Source organism: Streptomyces sp. NBC_00376 (genome assembly GCF_036077095.1).
Lineage (GTDB): Bacteria > Actinomycetota > Actinomycetes > Streptomycetales > Streptomycetaceae > Streptomyces.
Window position 1 is genome coordinate 2570498 of sequence record NZ_CP107960.1, and the last position, 19316, is coordinate 2589813.

Annotated in this window: 19 protein-coding genes and 2 pseudogenes; 8 read left to right on the top strand and 13 right to left on the bottom strand. The window is 68.9% G+C overall.

From position 1 onward, the window contains the following. Nucleotides 1-33 precede the first annotated feature (33 nt). Nucleotides 34-987, top strand: coding sequence for an RNA polymerase sigma factor SigJ (gene sigJ / locus OG842_RS11325; protein WP_266729482.1), 954 nt, complete (start codon nucleotides 34-36; stop codon nucleotides 985-987). Here the strand turns inward: sigJ and OG842_RS11330 are convergent. Further along, nucleotides 968-1840, bottom strand: a complete 873-nt coding sequence (locus tag OG842_RS11330; protein ID WP_328512197.1) for an MBL fold metallo-hydrolase — start codon at nucleotides 1838-1840, stop codon at nucleotides 968-970. The two genes, sigJ and OG842_RS11330, sit on opposite strands and share 20 nt — an antisense overlap. A 101-nt stretch (nucleotides 1841-1941) precedes the next feature. Further along, a pseudogene (locus OG842_RS11335) lies at nucleotides 1942-2343 on the bottom strand (ATP-binding protein); the annotation flags it as partial. A gap of 171 nt (nucleotides 2344-2514) precedes the next feature. Here OG842_RS11335 and OG842_RS11340 point away from each other — a divergent pair. The 3 genes from OG842_RS11340 to OG842_RS11350 all read left to right on the top strand — a co-directional run bounded on the left by OG842_RS11340 (nucleotide 2515) and on the right by OG842_RS11350 (nucleotide 4926). Further along, nucleotides 2515-3279, top strand: a complete 765-nt coding sequence (locus tag OG842_RS11340; protein ID WP_266733530.1) for a helix-turn-helix domain-containing protein — start codon at nucleotides 2515-2517, stop codon at nucleotides 3277-3279. After that, nucleotides 3276-3539, top strand: a complete 264-nt coding sequence (locus OG842_RS11345; protein WP_266729484.1) for a DUF397 domain-containing protein — start codon at nucleotides 3276-3278, stop codon at nucleotides 3537-3539. Before OG842_RS11340 ends, OG842_RS11345 begins: the two co-directional genes overlap by 4 nt. Before the next feature lie 172 nt (nucleotides 3540-3711). After that, the gene (locus OG842_RS11350; protein ID WP_266733531.1) at nucleotides 3712-4926 is read left to right on the top strand and encodes a glycoside hydrolase family 64 protein; all 1215 of its coding nucleotides are present in this window, start codon (nucleotides 3712-3714) and stop codon (nucleotides 4924-4926) included. A gap of 49 nt (nucleotides 4927-4975) precedes the next feature. On the opposite strand, the gene OG842_RS11355 is transcribed toward OG842_RS11350, so the two are convergent. Continuing rightward, the gene (locus tag OG842_RS11355) at nucleotides 4976-5368 is read right to left on the bottom strand and encodes a hypothetical protein (protein WP_266729485.1); all 393 of its coding nucleotides are present in this window, start codon (nucleotides 5366-5368) and stop codon (nucleotides 4976-4978) included. Between the two features lie 229 nt (nucleotides 5369-5597). After that, nucleotides 5598-6527 carry a LysR family transcriptional regulator gene (locus OG842_RS11360; protein WP_266729486.1) on the bottom strand — a complete coding sequence of 310 codons (930 nt, stop codon included), beginning with the start codon at nucleotides 6525-6527 and terminating at the stop codon, nucleotides 5598-5600. 114 nt (nucleotides 6528-6641) lie between these two features. On the opposite strand from OG842_RS11360, the gene OG842_RS11365 reads away from it, so the two are divergent. Next, complete coding sequence (locus OG842_RS11365) at nucleotides 6642-7181, top strand: DapH/DapD/GlmU-related protein (RefSeq protein WP_266729487.1); 540 nt, start codon at nucleotides 6642-6644, stop codon at nucleotides 7179-7181. Between the two features lie 57 nt (nucleotides 7182-7238). Here OG842_RS11365 and OG842_RS11370 read toward each other — a convergent pair whose 3' ends face one another. The 3 genes from OG842_RS11370 to OG842_RS11380 form a co-directional block, all read right to left on the bottom strand. Further along, a complete protein-coding gene (locus tag OG842_RS11370) occupies nucleotides 7239-8015 on the bottom strand; it encodes an alpha-ketoglutarate-dependent dioxygenase AlkB (protein WP_266729488.1) in 777 nt (258 codons plus the stop codon). Then, nucleotides 7999-9228 carry a hypothetical protein gene (locus tag OG842_RS11375; RefSeq protein WP_266729489.1) on the bottom strand — a complete coding sequence of 410 codons (1230 nt, stop codon included), beginning with the start codon at nucleotides 9226-9228 and terminating at the stop codon, nucleotides 7999-8001. Before OG842_RS11375 ends, OG842_RS11370 begins: the two co-directional genes overlap by 17 nt. A gap of 107 nt (nucleotides 9229-9335) precedes the next feature. After that, nucleotides 9336-9731, bottom strand: coding sequence for a VOC family protein (locus OG842_RS11380; RefSeq protein ID WP_266729490.1), 396 nt, complete (start codon nucleotides 9729-9731; stop codon nucleotides 9336-9338). A 77-nt stretch (nucleotides 9732-9808) separates the two neighbouring features. Here OG842_RS11380 and OG842_RS11385 point away from each other — a divergent pair, with 77 nt between their 5' ends. After that, nucleotides 9809-10096, top strand: coding sequence for a DUF1905 domain-containing protein (locus OG842_RS11385; protein WP_266729491.1), 288 nt, complete (start codon nucleotides 9809-9811; stop codon nucleotides 10094-10096). Between the two features lies 1 nt (nucleotide 10097). Here OG842_RS11385 and OG842_RS11390 read toward each other — a convergent pair whose 3' ends face one another. Further along, nucleotides 10098-10343, bottom strand: a complete 246-nt coding sequence (locus OG842_RS11390) for a hypothetical protein (protein WP_266729492.1) — start codon at nucleotides 10341-10343, stop codon at nucleotides 10098-10100. Nucleotides 10344-10460: 117 nt separating this feature from the next. Further along, complete coding sequence (locus OG842_RS11395; protein WP_266729493.1) at nucleotides 10461-10985, bottom strand: hypothetical protein; 525 nt, start codon at nucleotides 10983-10985, stop codon at nucleotides 10461-10463. A 249-nt stretch (nucleotides 10986-11234) separates the two neighbouring features. On the opposite strand from OG842_RS11395, the gene OG842_RS11400 reads away from it, so the two are divergent. Next, a complete protein-coding gene (locus OG842_RS11400) occupies nucleotides 11235-11846 on the top strand; it encodes a YceI family protein (RefSeq protein ID WP_266729494.1) in 612 nt (203 codons plus the stop codon). A 177-nt stretch (nucleotides 11847-12023) separates the two neighbouring features. Here OG842_RS11400 and OG842_RS11405 read toward each other — a convergent pair whose 3' ends face one another. Then, entirely contained in the window at nucleotides 12024-13052 is a 1029-nt protein-coding gene (locus OG842_RS11405; RefSeq protein ID WP_401876814.1) for an NAD(P)/FAD-dependent oxidoreductase, read from the bottom strand. A 177-nt stretch (nucleotides 13053-13229) separates the two neighbouring features. Between OG842_RS11405 and OG842_RS11410 the strand changes: the two genes are divergently transcribed. After that, nucleotides 13230-14495, top strand: coding sequence for an IS701 family transposase (locus tag OG842_RS11410; protein ID WP_443063975.1), 1266 nt, complete (start codon nucleotides 13230-13232; stop codon nucleotides 14493-14495). Nucleotides 14496-14606: 111 nt separating this feature from the next. Here the strand turns inward: OG842_RS11410 and OG842_RS11415 are convergent, their stop codons facing one another. The 3 genes and pseudogenes from OG842_RS11415 to OG842_RS11425 all read right to left on the bottom strand — a co-directional run. Next, nucleotides 14607-17393 (bottom strand): SpoIIE family protein phosphatase, encoded by a 2787-nt coding sequence (locus OG842_RS11415; protein ID WP_266729496.1) that lies wholly within the window; start codon nucleotides 17391-17393, stop codon nucleotides 14607-14609. Between the two features lie 59 nt (nucleotides 17394-17452). After that, nucleotides 17453-18832, bottom strand: coding sequence for a hypothetical protein (locus OG842_RS11420; protein ID WP_266729497.1), 1380 nt, complete (start codon nucleotides 18830-18832; stop codon nucleotides 17453-17455). Nucleotides 18833-18959: 127 nt separating this feature from the next. Beyond that, nucleotides 18960-19133, bottom strand: a pseudogene (locus tag OG842_RS11425) (family 1 glycosylhydrolase); the annotation flags it as partial. Nucleotides 19134-19316: the final 183 nt, after the last annotated feature.

Consider the following 19316-nt stretch of genomic DNA (forward strand, 5'->3'; position numbering starts at 1 on the left):
GAACGAGAACGGCGGGCCCGGGGGGAAGTGGTCATGGCCAGGGGTGCACCCGCGTGGAGCGCGGCGGACGTCGCCGGTGAGCGACGCCAACTCATCAACATCGCCTACCGGTTGCTCGGTTCGCTGGCCGAGGCCGAGGACGCCGTGCAGGAGGCGTACGCCCGCTGGTACGCGCGGTCACGGAGCGAACGGGAGGCCGTCGTGTCGCCCGGTGCCTGGCTGACGACGGTGACCGGGCGCATCTGTCTGGACGTGCTCGGCTCGGCGCGGGCCCGGCGCGAGCGCTACGTCGGCGCGTGGCTGCCCGAGCCGCTGCCCGACCGCCGGGAGTGGGCCGACGGGCGCGGCCCCGACACCGCCGACCCCGCCGACCTGATCACCCTGGACGAGTCGGTCACCATGGCCTTCCTCGTCGTCCTGGAGTCGATGACGCCCGCCGAGCGGGTCGCCTTCGTGCTGCACGACGTGTTCCGCTACTCCTTTCCCGAGATCGCCGGGATCGTCGGCCGCACCCCGGGGGCCTGCCGGGAGCTGGCGAGTTCGGCCCGGCGGCGAGTGCACGCCGAGCGCGCTCCGGCGGGCGCGACGGCGGGGCAGGCCGAGGTGGTGCGGCAGGTGAAGGAGGCGTGGGAGGCCAAGGACATCACGGCTCTCGTCGGCCTCCTGGATCCCGGCGCCGTGATGACCGCCGACGGCGGCGGCCTGGTCGGCACCGTGCTGCGCCCGGTCGAGGGCGGCGCGAGCATCGCCCAGTACATGATCGCGATCGCCGACAAGGCTCCCGGGCTGCGGCTCCTGGAGCGTTCGGTGGCCGGCGCGCCGGGCCTGATCGCCCAGCACGCGGGCGTCACCGCGACCGTGGCGGCGTTCGACGCCTCCGGTGGCCGCGCCACCCAGATCTGGGTGGTCCGCAACCCGGAGAAGCTACGCCTGTGGACACCGGGCGAGCCCGACGGGGGACGGGATTTCACCAGCGCAGGGCCGTGAAGTCGATCGGCTGGGGGCGCAGCTGGGCCGCGCGGTCCGCGAGTGCGACCAGTCGCCGGGACATCTCGTCGGCGTCCAGCCGGCGCCGGTCACCATGGCCCGGCAGCACCCACTCGAACCGCAGCTTCCCCGCCGTCCGCGCCAGCGAGGCGGCCAGCTCCTCGATCGAGTACCAGGTCACGCTCTCCACGACTTCGAGGTCCTCGGTCGTCCGCGACCAGTAGAAACTGTCACCGCTGAAGCAGTACCGGTCGTCCGCGAGGTAGAGCACGCTGCCCCGGGTGTGACCGGGCAGCGGATGGGCGGTGACACCCTCGCCGATCTCCACCGGGTCGAGCCCCCGGATCACCTGGTCCGCGTCCGGAACCGCGTCGAGGTCGCCCTCGTGGATCCACAGCCTGGCCCCGAAGTGGTCGGCGTAGCGACGCCCGTGCGCGACGTGGTCCCGGTGGGTGAGCAGTACGTCGGTGACGGGCCCCGTGGCCGCCACGTACCGCTCGGCGAGTCCCGGGCTCCAGCGCGGGGTGTCGATCATCATGACCGTGCCGGAGGGCCTCCGCAGCAGATAGGAGTTGGCACCGGCGGTGTGCGTGGAGTTGTGCCCGCAGACCAGCACGCCGTCGTCCAGGGCCATCGGGAACGGGTCGAGCGAGGGGTCCGGCTGTCCGGACGCGGGCCGGATGGACCGGGTGTGACAAGCAAAGACGGCAGCGTGTAAGCGCCGGTTCTCCGCGTCGTCGTCCGGCTGCCGCAGAATCCGCGACGCCCCTTCCTCCTCGATGATCAGCTCGGGCGCGAACTGTCGGGCGACGTCGCAGTTGGTGCAGCGATCGTCCACGTACCAGCCGTCCACGGCAGGGCTCCTTCCACATCACCGGAAGCGACCCCGTCGAGGGCCGCCGCTCCAGGAATAGCCCACGTACCGCCCACGCCGGTAGACCCCACCGACGCCGCGAACTCGCACCACACCACCTTGCCGGGGTTCCGCTCCCCCACCCCCCACTTGTCCGCGAGCGCCGCCACCAGCCGCAGCCCACGGCCCCCTTCCTCCTCGGAATCCGTCCAGGAATCGGCGACCCGGACCTCCCCGTCACCACTGTCGTGGACCTCGACGCGCAGGGTCCGGCCGACCGGTTCCAGCTGGAGCCGGAGCCGAAACCCGCGACCGGGCGGGACGCCGTGCAGCAGGGCATTGGTGACGAGTTCGCTCACGCAGAGCAACACGTCGTCGACCCGGTCGTCGCACGCCCAGTCGACGAGAGCCTCGCGCACGAACTGTCGTACGAGTGGCACGGATCGGCGTTCCCGGCGGTGGAACACCTCGCGGATGTGGGGGAGTTGGGTTGTCTCGTTCACGCAGCCAACGTCACACATGGTCACTACGGTTGAGCAGCGTGTGGGGTCGTACATCTCCGTTGTACGACTCCTGACGGGTCATTCGAGGTTCGCGACGGGGAGAGGCAGTTCATACAACCGGCAAAGAAGAAGAGCAAGCGGATCACGTCCTGGCACCTGATCGGCGCCCAGCTGGCGACGTTCCGCAAGGCGGCCCGAATGACACAGGCGGCGTTGGCCGAGCAGTGCTCGGTGGGCGACAACACGATCGCGTCGATCGAGCAGGGACGCAGAGCGCTGCAATGGGACTTCGCGGTCCAGCTGGACGAACTGTTGGACACAAAGGGGGCGTTGCAGGTTGCGGTGGAGAGGGTTCCGAAGAAGGAGCGCTTTCCGGTCTTCGTCCAAGACTTCATCGATTACGAGCAGGGGGCGCTGACCCTGCTCTCGTACCAGAACCAGGTGGTGCCGGGGCTGCTCCAGACCGAGGAGTACGCCCGCTTCCTGTTCTCCTGCCAGTACCCACCCCTCGAAGAGGACCAGTTGGAGGAGCGGCTGGCTGCCCGGCTCGACCGGCAGAGTCTCCTGGAACGCAAGCCCCGCCCGATGCTCCACTTCATCCTGGAGGAGAGCATCCTGCGCAGCGAGATCGGCGATCCCTCCAGGATGCGGGAGCAGATCGCCCACCTGCGCCGTTGCATGGAGCTCCCTTTCCTGGGCCTCCAGATCATGCCGAGGAAACTACCGAAGCACGCCGGGCTTGAGGGGCCCATGGTGCTGCTGGAGACCCCCGACCACGACCATCTCGCCTATGTCGAGGGACAGCTGACCAGCTACTTGCACGACGACCCCGACGACGTCAGTGTGCTCCAGCAGATTTATGGGATGCTTCGTTCGCAGGCGCTTTCCGTCGAGAAGAGCGCGCGCCTACTGGACGAACTGCTTGGAGAGACATGACCCGCGCAGCCCATCCGGCCCATCGCACTGCCACCCTCGCCTGGTTCAAGTCCAGCTACAGCGGACCCCAGGGAGGCGACTGCATCGAAGTCGCTTACGACTGGCACAAGTCGAGCTACAGCGGCAGCCAGGGCGGCGACTGCGTAGAGGTGGCCGCCCACCCCACCGCCGTCCACATCCGTGACTCCAAGGTGACCGACGGCCCCGTTCTCACCGTTCCCCCCGCCGCCTGGACCGCGTTCCTGAACGCCACGGTCTGATCGCGTTACGGCCCGGTACGCCGGGCCGCAACCTCCTCCGCACTGCGTCGAGTTGTGAAGACTTCCCGTTCTTGAGAGCGCTCTCAGTCATAAGTCTTGACGCCTGATGCGGCCCTCACGAGAGTGGTTGACCCCCCACAAACCTCGGGAGTCTCTCGTGATCTCGCGCAGAATGTTCCTGACGGGCGGCGCCGCCACCACCGCGACCGCCCTTACCTACCCCCTCTGGGGCAGCGCCCTCAGCCCGAGCGCGTCCGCCGCCCCCGCAACCTGTGAACTCGCCCTGGAGAACCGTTCGTTGCCGGGCAGGATCAACGCCTATGTCACCGGTCACGAGCAGGGCACCGACCGTTGGGTGCTGCTGCGGGCCGACGGCAGCGTCTACCGGCCCGACTCCCCCGCCGCCCCGCAGACCCCACTGCCCGTCGACTGCGCCATCCCCCTGAACCCGGTGGGTGGCGGACCGGTGGTGCTCACGCTCCCCCAGATGTACGGCGCCCGCGTCTACTTCGTACGCGACGACACGCTCACGTTCTACCTCAATCCCGGTCCCGCCCTGGTCGAGCCGGCGTTCGCGACGTCCACCGACGCCAACTACGGCCGCACCTGGTCGTTCTGCGAGTTCACCTTCAACCCTCAGCAGCTGTACGCGAACATCAGCTACGTCGACCTGGTCACCGCGCTGCCGATCGGCCTGACCCTGGCCGGCGACGCGACGCACACCGTGGCGCCACTCCCGGACGGCGCGGTGCAGCGGATCGCGGACGGCCTCACCGCCCAGGCCGCCGCCGACGGCCGGCCGTGGGACAAGCTGGTGATCCGCGGGGCGGACGGCAACGTACTGCGGGTGATCTCGCCGCAGAACCTGATGGCACCGTTCTTCGACCGCCCGGACGAGATGCCGTTCCGGGACGTGTTCACTTCCTACATCGACCGGGTCTGGGAGAAGTACCGCTCCACCGACCTGCGGATCGACCTCCAGGGCGGCCGGGGCGTCCGCACCGGCCGGGTGAACGGGGACCTCCTGACCTTCGAGGGCGGGCACACCTTCACCAAGCCCGTCTCCAAGGACGTCTTCACCTGCAACCACGGCCCGTTCGCCAACAACCCGGGCGACCCGGACGACAAGAAGGCCCTGCTGGCCCGCCTGGCCTCCGGCTTCAACCGCTCCCTGATGCTCACCCACCCCGACCAGCCGAACGGCACCTCGGCCGCCGACTACTACCGGGGCCCGGCCACCAACCACTGGTCCCGCGTCGTCCACGCCAACACCCCGATCGGCTACGCCTTCCCCTACGACGACGTCCGCCCCGACGGCGAACCCGACGTCTCGGGCGCCGCCAACGACGGCAACCCGCGCCGCTTCACGGTGACCGTGGGGGCCTGACCCGGCGACTTCGGCCCGCACCGGGACGCGCCGGTGCGGGCCCTGAGCTCTACAAGCCGTCCGCAAAGTTCGAGGAAATGAAAACCCCCGCGTCCTCTTCTCCGAGGAGCACGAAGTATTCCCCGTTCGCGATGAATTCATCACAGATACGCTTCGCGAAATAATCCTCGTCATGTTCGCCTCGGGGAAGGATCCTCACGTGCGCTGGAACCATCCGGTATGGCCACCCGGAATTTACTCCTTCGTCCACGAGGACTTGCACAAAGAAATCTTCTGAGTCGAAGTTTGCACCGAGGAAGTGCAGACCATCGCCATGCATCTTGGGTTCCGCAGCAAGCGCGGGCGAAATCACTCCAACGAGACGCTCAAACAGGAACCTGGGAGCCATCCCGGCCTGCTGCCAGCGTTCACGCAGCTCACCACTGAAGCCAACATGCAACATGTAGGTACACATTTACTAGCACTCTCGACTTTCACGCCACGCAACTCCGCCCCGATCCTCGGCAAACTCGATCCGGTCGATAGACTCAGCCGCCGCCGGGGAGGGTGAAGTTGGAGTTGCCGACGATGAACATAACCGATTCCAAATGAGATGTATTTTCCCGCCGAAAATCCCTCAACGCTGTTCGCGCCGTCTCTTCACTGGCGTGTCCGTTAAATCGGTTGTCTGGTCAGCGGTTTATCCAGTCCGGTGCCCACACGTCGTCCGGGGTTCGCGGCCCTGAGGTACGCAGATGGTCGCGTAGCGCGGCCAGCACGGGGTGCTGGTCTCCGGTGCGGCACAGCAGCACGTGTGGGTAGACCGGGGTCGGTTCGTGCAACGGGATGCGCCGCAGGTCGTGGGTCTGGGGCCACAGGTACCGGTCCCCGCTAGTGACGAGGGTGGCCAGCGAGGCCGAGTCGGCTAGCGCGTCCATCAGGGCCTCGTCACCGAAGTTGGGGCCGAGCGCGTCGACGCTCAGACCGAAGACCTCGGACAGTGCCTGGTAAAACGCCGCCCACTCCGTGCCAGGCATGATCCCGGGGATCCAGATGCGGTGGCCGGCCAGGTCCGCAGGCTTGACCCAGGGCGCGTCCGCCAACGGGTGGCCGGGTCCGACCAGGAGCTGAAGGGGTGCGTCCAGGAGTCTTTCGGCGCTGATCCCGGCCGGGACCTGGCCTGCCGGCAGAGCACGGAAGGACGCGTCGACAGTCCCATCGAGCACCGCGCGGGTGGCCTGGGCGGCGTTCTCTTCACTCAGCGTGACGGCGTCGAGGTCCATCTCCGGGTGGGAGCGGTAGAACCGGTAGACGGCCTGGGCAGGTGCGATGCGCCGGTTGAGAACGTCGACGCGCAAGGGTCGACTGCCGGGGCGCACGGCCTGCTCTGCCTGCTCGACGGTAGTCAGGACCTTCTTGGCATGCGGCAAGAAGACCTGTCCGTCCAGGCTCATGCGGGAGCCGCGGGAGGTGCGCACCAGGAGCTTGACCTCGAGGTGCTTCTCCAGGGTCGCGATCCGTTTGGAGACCGCCTGCTGGCTGATCCCGAGCTCGTCCGCCGCCGCCTGGAACTGGCCGGTCTCGGCGACGGTCACGAACGTCCGCATCGCTTCAACATCCACACTCCCACCCTAATGTCACAACGAAAAGTTGTTGCTGGTTGGACGCGAGGTTGTTTGATTGTGAGTTCTTCAGGGTGGTGGGATCAACGCATGTCTACTCGCACAGATCAGATCATGTACGTCCAGAAGCCCGAGTTCGCGCGTCATATGGAGCGAGTCGTGGAGGTGACCGATGCGACGTCCCGGCTGAACGTGCTGCCGTTTAGCGACGGCGAAGGGCGCGCGGAACTACTGTCTTTTGTGTTCGGTGGCCCGCTCCCGGAGTCGGTGACGATCTACCCGCCGTTCTTCACCGAGTGCGGGCTGAACACGACGTTCGGGGAGAACGTCTTCGTCAATCAGGGATGCACGTTCATGGACCGGGGAGGGATTCGGATCGGCAACGGTGTCATGATCGCTCCGAAGGTCAATCTCATCACCGGGGGGCACCCTCTACCCCTCGCCGAGCGCCGCGAGTACCTCTCCCTCGCCCCGATCATCATCGAAGACGACGTTTGGATCGGTGCGGGAGCAACGATCACGCAAGGAGTGACCATCGGTGCCGGCGCGGTGGTCGCTGCCGGCGCGGTGGTCACTCGTCATGTTCCTGCCCGCACTCTGGTCGCGGGAGTCCCCGCCCAGGCGATCAAGGCGACCTGCACCGCTTCACAGTGACCGCGGGAGCCTGACCCGGCGACTTCGGCCCGCACCGGGACGCGCCGGTGCGGGCCCTCAAGGTCGGACGGGCGGCATCAGATCGCTCTCGCTGATGGTGTACGTCAGCAGGGGGTAGATGAAGTCCGTTTCATTGTTCTCACGGCGCCGCAGTCGGTAGAACTCGCGCTGCTGCTCATCGTCGGCCGGCATGAGGCGCGCGCCCTGTGGGAGGTACGCATGTCCGTCGCGGAACCGAACAAGGGTCTTTGACGTTCGAAACGTCACGCCCAGCCATTGGTTGTCCGCCGCCTGGGCGGGCGCGTCCAATACGATTTTGTGCTTGAGTCGCCGATTCGAGGCGACAGAGAACGCGACGACACTGTTGTGGGCGAGGGGGATCTCGAATTTCTCGCCACCGGACTCCTTTGATTCGAAGATCAGCTTCCTCGGCGGGTCCGCTTCAGGATGCTGGTAGCAGGAGAAGACAGCGATGAACGACTCGTCCGCCAGATCGAGGGCTTGGTCGGAATGGCTGCCCATGGTTCTGTAAGCGTTCGTGTAGCTCTCGATGAGAGCGTTGTTGAAGCCGACCGGAATCGCCGCACGTTCTTGAATCTGTTGCGCCAGCCGTTCGTGCACAGCCCGGAAACGCTGCGTCGGGCTGCCGTATCGAGTGGTCGTGCGTACGAGAGGCACACCACCCGCATCGTCGACCTTGGCAAGCACGGCGCCTCGCCGGCCCTTTCCTACGTCTTCCCAACGAGCTGACGCGAACAGCTCCGCAAAGAGATTTCCCTCCGTTGGCAAGGCGCACGAGATGATCTCGTCCGAGACCCTAGGCTCGGGGGGCAACGTAGTCTCCCGTGTTCATGCTGAAGAGAAATTCATCGCCGTAGTCGATGAAGGCCGAGGTCCTGTTCTCCTCGGCGTACCGCCTGCGCAGATCGTCCATGCCGGCCGGTGTGGGTGGCTCCAGCTGCACCAGATCTCCGGCCAATTTGAGGAACGTGTGGCCGTTCTTGTGAACGGCTTCGGCGTTCGAACAGCGCACCACATATCCCAAACGGGTCGGGAGCAATTCGGCGTCCAACGCCGAGGGCCGGATTTCGTGCGTGTACAGGCGGTTGGTGGACAGCGGCATGAAGAACACGGAGCCGGGATAGAGCGTCACGGTGAACTGCGGGGGGAGCGCGCCCCCGTCGTGTTCTTCGGTCGGTCCCTTGAGGCGGAAGTGGAGTCTGGTCAGCCCGCTGGCGCCTTTCACGCCGTAGTCGAAGGCGTCTTCGGCCAGGGGCTGCAGCTTTTCGAGCCGGTCATAGAAGGTACAGAAGGCCATGATGCCGTTGACGGGCATGTCCTTGGTCTTGTCGGCATGGGCCGAGATCTTGGCCTTGGACTGCTTGCGCTCGGCCGTGGCAAGGGTGTTGTGGTAGATCTGAGCGAGGACGTGATTCAGCGGTGCCTGGTTCCGGAAGACGGCGGCGGCCTCGCGGTTCAGAACATCGACGATGTGCGTGTCGGTCGGGCCGAAGCTCTCGGTCGGCCCCGAGAGATTCGTGGAGCAGCGGAGCAGGCGGAAATGCAGTTCGTCACCGTTCCGTGTGACGGGCGTCAGATAGATTCCGCTGCGATGGGCTGTTCCGGGCTTGGTGGACTCCGTCAGGGACTGGAACTCGTGCTCCGCACTGATCCGTCCGAAGTGACCGGCGTCGGGTCCGAAAAAGCGGCGGTAGTACACGCCGACGCCGTGTACGCGGATGGGGACTCGGCCGAGGTCGACGAGGGTCCAGGGTCTGTCGGCGTCCTCGCGGTAGCCGTGCGACAGCTCGCGGATGACGAATACCCGGGCAGCCGTATGCAGTTGACGGCCACTGATCCCGGATATGTCGCCACACAGGTAGACGTTCTTCTGTGCGAGGTCGGGCGAACCGGAAGCAAGGTCCTCCGGCGTGATCGTGGACCCGAAGAAGTCCTTGATCAAGTCATTGCCCTGCAACATCGAAGGTGCGACCAAGATATTGCTCGCATTCTCGATGCGGGCTTCTGTCAGCTCTGTTGCGTACATCAAACGGCACCTGCCATTCGCGGATCCTGATGGATTGCTCAAAACCGTGGACATGGCAACGGCCCGCATTGATCCGCGGGTGCCCGCTCATGGCCGGACGGGAGGACCTAGTTCTGCGGTGCGAGGGTGCGCAGGACGCAGAACTCGTTGCCCTCCGGGTCTGCCATGACCACCCAGTTCCGGTCCGGGCCCTGGCCAACATCCGTCCTGGTGGCGCCGAGGCCGAGCAGTCTGGTCACCTCGTCCTCGGTGCTGCCGTCGATCGGGCTGACGTCGAGGTGGAGCCGGTTCTTCACGGTCCTGCACTCGGGTACCTGGATGAACAGCAGGGTGGGCGGCATCTGGCGGGCCCGGACGTCCTCGACGGTCGGCACCCAGGAGCCGATCTCGACCTTTCCCTCGCTCCGGTCGATCACCTTGAAGTCCAGGACCTCGCACCAGAAGGCCGCGAGCCTCTCCGGATCACGGCAGTCAACTGCCAGCTCGGTGAACCTACTTGTCATGACTCTCCCCGATAGCACGGACGGGCCTCAGGGTACGCTGCCCGGCATTCGGGCCCCTCGATGAAAGGATCGACCACGTGCACGTTGAATTCACCGGCCGCGTCATCGAGTGGCGGGGGCCCTCACCGTTCTACTTCGCCGCCGTGCCGGCCGAACAGGCCGCCGACATCCGCGAGGTGGCCGCGCTCGCCACGTACGGCTGGGGCGCGGTCCCCGTGGACGCACGCATCGGCGAGACCGCGTTCACCACTTCGCTCTTCCCCAAGGACGGCAGCTACCTGCTGCCGCTCAAGAGCGCGGTCCGCAAGCCGCAGGGGCTCTCGACGGGCGACGAGGTGACCGTGACCGTGACCGTTCGCGTGTAACTCAGCGCTCCCGCGCGTACGTCACGATCCACGCGACGGCGAGTACGACACCGGCAACCCCCACACCGAAGACGCCGACGACCGTCCAGATCCCCTTCCCGGCCACTGCGGCACGCACCCCACCGGCGAGCCCGCCGACGGCCATGCTGACGCCGAGTACGAACGCCCGTGATCCCCGGGGGCTCAGCCAGTGCCACAGGTTCGGACGGCGGCGGCCGGGCGTTGGCGGGCCTGCGGCGTCTGTCACCGGTACCTCACCCTTCCTGGTTCGCAGTTGACCATGCTAATCCGGTCACGGAGAGCAGCACGGGGTGCTCCTGTCCGGCGGACAGGAGCACCCCGTGCGAGGCGATGCGTGCGGAGGTCAGCAGCCGCCGCAGTTGTAGTACGTCACGTCCCAGTGGTTGCCCTCGTCGGCGTAGACGTTGCCGGAGCCCGACTGGTACTGGGGGGCACCGTCGCCACGCACACCGATGTAGGTGAAGACGTTGTGGACGTAGTTGGTGAGGCAGGTCGACTTGGCGAAGTCGAGCTTGTAGCCGTTCCAGTGCGAGTACGTGCCGCCGGCGTGCCCGGTCTCGGTGCCGCCGGTGATGTTCAGCGCGCAGCCGGTGGCGCTCTTGAGGGTCTGGGCGCCCTGGGCGGTGGCCAGGTTGAGCTGGTCGAACGAGGTGCAGGTGGCGACGTTGCGGTCGGAGCAGCCGCCGGAGGACGACCAGGTGATCCCGGAGGAGCTGAACCGGGCGGTGGCCTGGGCGTGCGTGAGCTTGGTGACGGCGTGGGCCTGGGTGGCACCACCGCCGAGGACGCCGACGCCCGGGGCGAAGAGGACGCCGAGGACGAGGGCGAGTGCGGTCAGGACGGGGCGCAGTCTCATACGGGACACCATGGGGGGATCTCCTCCTGCTCATGACAAGTAAGTACAGGGAGATACTGCCCGAGTTCTACGCGCGTCCGCCAGAGGGTGGCGGCATCGGCGGGCAGTAATTGAGCGGGTGTTCGGCCGGCGTTCACGAGCCGCTCCGGAGCACACTCCGACTTAGATGTTGAAGGTTGAACTAGATTGCGCTAGAGTCAATCTCGTTGAAGGTTAAACAACTACTTCGACCCCGCTCGATCACGTCCCCAAGGAGGAGCCATGGCTCTGTTCGGCCGCAGGAACAACAACGCCCCCGCCACCACCACCGTCGACCCGGCCCTGGCCGCCCTCACCGGCGAGTACACGATCGACCCGGCGCACAGCAGCATCGGTTTCACCGTGCGCCACGCGATGGTCACCAATGTGCGCGGCTCCTTCGGTGAGCACGAGGGCACGCTGAAGCTGGACGGCTCGAACCCGGCGAACTCCACCGCTTCGATCGACGTCAGGATCGCCAGCGTCGACACCGGCATCGCCGACCGCGACGGCCACCTGGTCAGCGGCGACTTCTTCGACGCCGAGAAGTTCCCGCTCATGACGTTCCGCTCCACGCAGGCCGAGCAGCTCGGCGGCGACACGTACCGCGTCACCGGCGACCTCACCATCAAGGACGTCACGCGTCCGCTCTCCATCGACCTGGAGTTCAACGGCTCCGCCACCGACGTCTACGGCAACGAGCGGGTCGGCTTCGAGGGCAGCACGAACATCCTGCGTTCCGACTGGGGCCTGACCTGGAACGCGGCGCTGGAGACCGGTGGCGTGATGGTCAGCGACAAGGTCAAGCTCAGCTTCGACATCTCCGCGATCAAGTCCGCCGCGACCCAGGCCTGACACGTACCGCCGTCCGACGCGTACCGTCCCCCGGCGCCTGCCGCCGTCCGACGCGTACCGCCGACCGACACCTTCGGCACCGCACCACGCCTGAACCCGAGCGCGCCCGCTCTCTCCTCCCCCGCCGGGGAGGGAGGCGGGCGCTCGGCGTTGCCCCGGCGGCGCGGCGCGGCCCCGTCACGCCCGGCGGGCGGCGACCGCGCGGTTCACGTCGTCGGTGATCAGGTCCGCGTTGATGGCCGCGGCGGCCTGTACCCCGGCAGCGGCGGCGGCGACGACCTTCCCCCTCGGGTCGGCGACGTTGCCGGCCACCCAGATGCCGGGCACCTCCGTCGCCCCGGCCGGGTCGGCGGCGACGTACGTCCCGAGCACCTGGCCCTCCGCCTCCATCCCGGCCGCCTCCAGCCCCAGGCCCGCGAGGAAGTCCGCGCGGGCGGTGAAGCCGGGGTGCACCACGACGGCCTCGCGCGGGATCACCCGGCCACCCGCCAGCCGCACCCCGGTGAGCCGGTCGTCCGTCGCTTCGAGGCCGACCACCTCGCCGTCGACCACGGCGATGCCGCGGGCGGCCAGCTGCTCGTACTCCTCGTCCGTGGGCTCGGGCCCGGTGTGGCGGAAGAGGGTGACGTCCTCGCTCCACTGGCGCCACATCAGCGCCTGGTGCACGGCCAGCGGGCCGGTGGACAGGATGCCGATCGGGCGGGAGGCGACCTCCCGGCCGTGGCAGTACGGGCAGTGCAGGACGTCGCGCCCCCACCGCTCGGCCACGCCGGGCACCGGGGGCAGCTCGTCGACCAGGCCGGTGGTCACCAGGAGCCGGCGCGCCACCACCGGGGGCCCGTCCTTCCGTACGACGCGGAATCCCGCGTCACCGGGCAGCCGCTCGGCGGCCACCACGGCGTCCTGGGCGAGCTCTCCCCCGTAACGGGTCACCTCGTCCCGGCCGATGGCCAGCAGCTCCGAGGGCGGAACGCCGTCGTGTCCCAGGTACCCGTGCATGTGCGCGGCGGGGGCGTTGCGCGGCTGTCCGGCGTCGATCACCAGCACCGACCGGCGCGCCCTGGCCAGGGTCACGGCTCCGCTCAGTCCGGCGGCGCCACCGCCGATCACCACCACGTCGTAGGGGCGGTCCGGGTCACCGTCCGCGCCCCGGCCGCCGGTCGCGTCACCGGTCGCATTGCTGGTCATGTCGTTATTGCTGGTCATGTCGTTCATGAGGAGCACCTCCCTTTCCCCCGGAGCGTGCGCGACACGGCGCCATATCGGCAAGTTCCGTTGCCGTAGCAGCAAATCACTGCGCGGGTAGCCGGGCCCCTAGTAGTGCTTGGTCATGTGCGGTCTGCGATGGCGTGTCTTCTTGATGGGTTGTGTCGTTGACAGGACGTGCTGAGTGGGGAGTTGGCTGCGGTCCGGTGTGATCTGGAGGACTTCGCGGCGGAGATGTTCGAGCCGTTCGCGCGAGCGGATCAGCGTCGGTGGGGTGGGGTCTATCTGCGGGGCCTGCTGCTGGACGGCGGGCGCAAGTCGGTGGAACCGATGGCCGCCCGCCTTGGCGAAGACGGGAACCGGCAGGCGCTGGCCCACTTCATCACCTCCAGCCCGTGGGATGCGGCGCATGTGCGGGCCCGTCTGGCCTGGCGTATGCAGCCGGTCGTCAAGCCCACCGCGTTGATCATCGATGACACCGGGTTCCTCAAGGACGGGGATGCGTCGGCGTGTGTGACCCGGCAGTACACCGGCACTGCGGGCAAGGTCACCAACTGCCAGGCCGGGGTGTCGCTGCACCTGGCTTCCAACGGCGCCTCGGCGGCGGTGAACTGGCGTCTGTTCCTGCCCGGGAGCTGGGATCCCGCCTCGCCGAAGGCCGATCAGGCCAAAGTGGCCCGCCGTGGCAAGTGCGCCATCCCTGCCCAGGTGGGCCATGTCGAGAAGTGGCAGCTGGCCCTCGACATGATCGACGAGACGCGGTCCTGGGGCATCGAGGTGCCCCAGGTCATCGCCGACGGCGGCTATGGTGACACCGCCGCCTTCCGGCTCGGCCTGGAAGAACGCGGTCTCGATTACGTGGTGGGCATCTCGACCCCGACCACCGCACAGCCCGAGGACGCACAGCCGTCTGCCCCGGCCTGCACAGGCCGGGGCAGACGGCCGGTTCCTGCCTACCCCGAGCCGGCCCGGAGGGTGAAGAGCCTGGTCATCGCGGCCGGAAAGTCTTCCGCGCGGCCGGTGCAGTGGAGGGAGGGATCACGGCCGGGCAGTGGCCGCAGCGGGCACAAACGCATGTACTCGCGCTTCGTGGCCCTGCGGATCCGGCCCGCCGGACGCGAGATCCGCAAGGCCACGGCCACCACCGAGCTTCCGGTCCGCTGGTTGCTGGCCGAATGGCCCGCCGACCAGGACGAGCCCGTGCAGTTCTGGCTCTCCAACCTGCCCGCAACCACCCCGTTGCCAGTCCTCGTGCGCACCGCGAAGCTCCGCTGGCGCATCGAGAACGACTACCGCGAGATGAAACAGGCCCTGGGCCTGGCCCACTTCGAAGGCCGAACCTGGCCAGGCTGGCACCACCACGTCACCCTCGTCTCGGTCGCCCACGCCTTCTGCACCCTGCAGCGACTGAGCCGATCCCCAAAAGAGACGGCGTCGGCCTGAGCCTCTACCGAGTCGTCCACGAGCTGCAGATACTCCTCGCGATCTGGACCGGCGCCTGCCCCACCTGTCACCGCAACATGCCAGACCCCGCACCAACATGACCAAGCACTACTAGAAGGTGTCCTCCTCCGGTTCGCCGACCGTCTGCTCCGACCAGATGACCTTGCCCGTCTCGGTGTAGCGGGTCCCCCAGCGTTCGGCGAACTGGGCGACGAGGAACAGGCCCCGGCCGCCCTCGTCCGTCGTCGCCGCGTAGCGCAGGTGCGGGGAGGTGCTGCTGCTGTCGGAGACCTCGCAGATGAGGTTGCGGTCGTACAGCAGGCGGACCTCGATGGGCGCCGTGCCGTAGCGCACCGCATTGGTGACCAGTTCGCTCAGGATCAGTTCGGTGGCGAACGCCTCCTCCTCCAGACCCCGGTCCGCGAGCCACTGGGAGACGTTCTTGCGGACCCCGGCGACGGCCGCCGGATCGGTGGCCACGGCCCACTGCGCGACCTGGTCCGGATCGAGCGTGCGGGTGCGTGCCACGAGCAGCACGATGTCGTCGTCCGGCCGTTCGCTCAGCAGCTCGTCGAGCACGTCGTCGCAGGTCTCCTCCGGCGTCCGGTCGCGGCCGGCGAGGCTGTCGCGCAGCAGGGCGAGACCGGTGTCGATGTCCCGGCCGCGCCGCTCGACGAGGCCGTCCGTGTAGAGGACCAGACGGCTCCCCTCGGGTACGTGGAACTCGGCCGCCTCGAAGGGCATGCCGCCGATGCCGAGCGGAAGCCCGATCGGGGCCTCGGGGAACTCGACCGCGCCGTCGGGGAGGACCAGCACGGGCCCGGGGTGGCCGGCGCGGGCCACCGTGCAGTTCCCGGAGACAGCGTCGTAGATCGCGTACAGGCAGGTGGCCCCGGCGATCTCGGCACCGTCGTCGTCGGCCTCGTCCCGGTCGATCCGCATGACCATTTCGTCGAGGTGGCCCAGGAGTTCGTCGGGGGCGGGATCCAGCGAGGAGAAGTTGTGGACGCTGGTGCGCAGCCGCCCCATGGTGGCCGCGGCGTGCAGCCCGTGCCCGACCACGTCGCCGACGACCAGCGCCACCCTGGCGCCGGACAGCGGGATCACGTCGAACCAGTCGCCGCCCACCCCCTCGTGCGCGGGCAGATAGCGGTAGGCGACGTCGAGGGCGCTCTGCTCGGGCAGGCCGCGTGGCAGCAGGCTGCGCTGCAGCGTCACGGCCAGTGCGTGCTCCCGCGTGTAGCGGCGGGCGTTGTCCACGCCGACCGCGGCCCGCGCCACCAGTTCCTCCGCGAAGGACATGTCGTCGTCGTCGAAGGGTTCGGATTCTCCCGAGCGCCAGAAGTTGGCCATGCCCATGACCGTGCCGCGCGCGTGCAGCGGCACCGAGATGAGCGAGTGGAATCCCTGTTCCTTGAGCCGCTCGGCCACGTCGGGGTCCCAGTTCCGCCAGCCCAGCTTCGTGAAGTCGCTCTTCAGATCGGAATCGTCGCTGTGCACCCGCATGGCCCTGGTCCGGTTGGGGACGAAGCCCACCACATGGCCGACCGGGTACAGCGGATGGTCCGCGCGGACCGCCGCGACGGAGGTGCGGCGCATCGCCAGCGTGCCGCCGTCCGGGGTGACCGGCTCGTCCCCGCGCCGTACGGGGTCGGCGAGGTCGACCGTCGCGGCGTCGGCGAAGCCGGGGACCGCCACGTCCGTCAGCTCGTGGGCCGTCCGGGTCACATCAAGGGTGGTACCGATCCGGGCACCGGCCTCGTACAGGAGCAGCAGCCGTTCGGTCGCGAATTCCGCCTGTCCCGTGACCGCGCGGAGTTCGGTGGTGTCGCGCAGCGTCACCACGGTGCCGGGCGGGCCGCCGTGCGCGTCGGTCGGGCGGAGGTTGACGGCCAGCATCCGGCTGCCGGCCCGCAGCACCTCGTCCGAGACGGTCCGGCCGGAGACCAGCAGATCTGCCGTGTCCGGGGTCAGCCCGAGCTCCGACACGACCCGGCCCTCGGCGTCCGGGGGCAGGTCGAGGAGCCGGCGGGCCTCGTCGTTGGCGAGGGTCAGCCGCCGGTCGGCCCCGATGATCAGGACGCCCTCGCGGACCGCGTGCAGCACCGCGTCGTGGTGCTCGTACATCCGGGTCATCTCGGCGGCGCCGAGGCCGTGGGTCTGGCGGCGCAGCCGTCTGCTCAGGAGCGCCGCGCCGCTCGCGGTGAGCGCGAGAGCGACCGCGGCGGCGATCGCGGCGAGCGGGATGGACTGGTCCGCCGCGCTGTTCACGGACTCGACGGTGATCCCCACCGACACCACTCCGGCGACCGAGCCGTCGGCCCGGGGCACGGGCACGACCGAGTTGACCGCGGGTCCGCGGCTTCCGTTGAAGGTCCGGGTGAAGCCCTGCCCGGTCAGCGCTTCCTTGTAGGGGCCGATTATGTGCTTGCCGATCAGATCGGGATCGGGATGGGTGTAGCGGATGCCCTGGGGGTTCGCCACGACGACGGAGTCGACGTGGGTCCGCTTGCGCACCTCCTCGGCGCGCGGCTGCAGGATCGCGGTGGGGTTCTTGCTGTCCAGCGCGGCGGCGGTCCCGGGCGCGTAGGCGAAGGTCTCGGCGACGCTCAGGGTGTGGGCGCGGGCCTCGTCCATGGTGTCGCGGCGGCCCTGCACCACCAGCGCGACGGCCCCCGCCGCGATGAGCAGCAGCACGAGCCCGACGACGAAGACGAAGACCTGGCCGGCCACGGTGTGCAGGCTGAACAGGTAGCGCAGCTCACGGCCCGGGGACCAGCGGGTGTGGTCCCGGCCGGACTGCGCGGGCGCCTGTTGGCCCAGGCCTCCGCCATCGTGCCGATGTGATCGCCGGGCGGAGCGTCGCAGCCGCGCCCGGAATCGGCCGATACCAGACATAACTTCAGGTCTAGCATGAATCGCACCTGCCCGAGCGTTGCCGGTAGCCGGTCAGCGGCTCAGAACCCGCCCCCGTCGAATCCTCCGCCGCCCCCGAAGTCACCTCCTCCTCCGAAGCCTCCGCCGTCGAAGCCCGAATCGAAGCCGGAGGGGTCGAAGTCGGCCCCGGAGAAGTCTCCGCCGCTCCAGTCCCCGCCGGAGCCGAAGTCGCCGCCGCCGTACTCCGCCGCGTACGCGGGGCTCGACAGCATGGAGCCGAGCGCGGTGCCGACGAGCAGACCGGGGAGCAGCCCGCCGCCGAAGTAACCGCCCGCCCACGGACCGTACGCCGGGCCCGCCTCCCAGTACGGGCGGCGGCCGTCGCCGGTCTCGACGGTTCGGCTCAGCGGCTCCTCGCCCGCGCGCAGCCGGACCTCGTCCGCCGCGCAGACCGGGACCTCGCGTGCCGTTCCGCCGGACGGGGACCACCGGACGTCGGTGACCGAGGGGCCGTGGCGCGGGTCGAAGAAGCACGGCGGACGCCGGTCCGGCAGCTCGCCGCCGGTCCGGCGGGCCTCCAGGACGGCGAGGGAGAAGCGGCCGTCCTCCAGCGCCCGGGTGACCCCGCGCACGTCGGACGGGCGGCGGGCCTTCGACATGCGAGACTTCGCGGTCTCGTACGAGTCGAGCGCCCGCTCGTAGTCCGCCCGCATGACGTCGTCGGCGCCCGCCTCGGCGGGGTGGAAGTCCAGCCGGTCCAGGGTTTCGCCGTACGCGGTGATGTCCTCGTCCACGACGACCCGGAGCCTGTCGAGCGCGGCCCGCTCCTCGGCCTCCTTGCGCCTGCGGTTGCGGCGGACGAGCGCGTAGGCCGTGCCGCCGCCCAGCACCAGGACCGCGCCGACCGTGATCAGCCCGACGGCGGACGACGATCCGCCGCCGGACGAGCCGCCCCAGGAGGCGGGGGCGCTGCCCCGGGCCTGTTCCACGGCCCGGTCGACGAAGGCGTTCAGCTGGGTCGCGGCGTCGGTGCCCGTGCCGGGCGCCTTCACAGCGGCGGTGAGGTTGTGGACCGCCCGGGTGGACATGACCTGGGGGTCGGCGCCGGCGTCGAAGCCGTTGCCGAGGCGGACCGCGTAGACGCCGGTGATTCCGGTGTCGGTGCGCAGGGTGGCCAGCAGGGTCTTCGCGGGGAACGCGGAGGTCTGTGGCAGTACCGCCACGAACACCGGCTTGTCGGCGTCCTTGATCTTCTTCGTCAGGGCGGCGGCCTGCCCCGGTGAGAGCTGGCCGGACGCCGCCGGGTCGACGTACACCGGGCTTTTTCGCAGCGCCTGCGCGACGTCGTCGACGGTGGCCGCCCGGATCGACGACGGCGCACCGGGCGCCATGCCCAGGACGGCCGCCGCCAGGATCAGCAGCAGGCCGGCCAGCATCGCCGGGAACAGCCTGTTCCGCATAGTTCGAAGTTAACCCGGATGAGTGGTGGGTGCGACAGCCCGGCCCGCCGCGCGGCGGGTGCGCCGGCCCCGGTCCGCCGCGGGGCGGGTGCGCCGGCCCGGCCCGCCGCGCTCATCCGCCCCGGGTGAGGCGGACGATGCCGAACCGCTTGTCGTAGCCGTAGGACCACTCGAAGTTGTCCATCAGCGACCAGGCGAAGTAGCCCCGTGCGTCGGCCCCGGCGGCGCGGGCCGCGGCGACGGCGGCGATGTGGTCGGCGAGGTAGGCGGTGCGGTCGGCGTCGTGGATCTGCCCGTCCTCATGCCGAGTTCGAGTCCGTTGCCCCGGGCCGAGGCGGTCTCCGCCGGAACAGTGCCGTCAATACTTCACGCCGACATCGGTCCGTACCCATCTCCCACACAGGCAGGGCGTGTTGAGTGTTCAGCTTCTGAACGCGAGCTCTGACCCGGCCCACGCCCCGGCCCACGCCCAGGTCCGCGCCGC

Excerpts from the sequence above, each read along its gene's own strand:
- sigJ (WP_266729482.1), top strand. The coding sequence starts at position 34 with ATGGCCAGGGGTGCACCCGCGTGGAGCGCGGCGGACGTCGCCGGTGAG.
- OG842_RS11375 (WP_266729489.1), bottom strand. The coding sequence starts at position 9,228 with ATGTACGCAACAGAGCTGACAGAAGCCCGCATCGAGAATGCGAGCAAT.
- OG842_RS11365 (WP_266729487.1), top strand. The coding sequence starts at position 6,642 with ATGTACGTCCAGAAGCCCGAGTTCGCGCGTCATATGGAGCGAGTCGTG.
- OG842_RS11415 (WP_266729496.1), bottom strand. The coding sequence starts at position 17,393 with ATGTCTGGTATCGGCCGATTCCGGGCGCGGCTGCGACGCTCCGCCCGG.
- OG842_RS11400 (WP_266729494.1), top strand. The coding sequence starts at position 11,235 with ATGGCTCTGTTCGGCCGCAGGAACAACAACGCCCCCGCCACCACCACC.
- OG842_RS11345 (WP_266729484.1), top strand. The coding sequence starts at position 3,276 with ATGACCCGCGCAGCCCATCCGGCCCATCGCACTGCCACCCTCGCCTGG.
- OG842_RS11355 (WP_266729485.1), bottom strand. The coding sequence starts at position 5,368 with ATGTTGCATGTTGGCTTCAGTGGTGAGCTGCGTGAACGCTGGCAGCAG.
- OG842_RS11350 (WP_266733531.1), top strand. The coding sequence starts at position 3,712 with ATGTTCCTGACGGGCGGCGCCGCCACCACCGCGACCGCCCTTACCTAC.
- OG842_RS11380 (WP_266729490.1), bottom strand. The coding sequence starts at position 9,731 with ATGACAAGTAGGTTCACCGAGCTGGCAGTTGACTGCCGTGATCCGGAG.
- OG842_RS11420 (WP_266729497.1), bottom strand. The coding sequence starts at position 18,832 with ATGCGGAACAGGCTGTTCCCGGCGATGCTGGCCGGCCTGCTGCTGATC.
- OG842_RS11395 (WP_266729493.1), bottom strand. The coding sequence starts at position 10,985 with ATGGTGTCCCGTATGAGACTGCGCCCCGTCCTGACCGCACTCGCCCTC.
- OG842_RS11405 (WP_401876814.1), bottom strand. The coding sequence starts at position 13,052 with ATGACCAGCAATAACGACATGACCAGCAATGCGACCGGTGACGCGACC.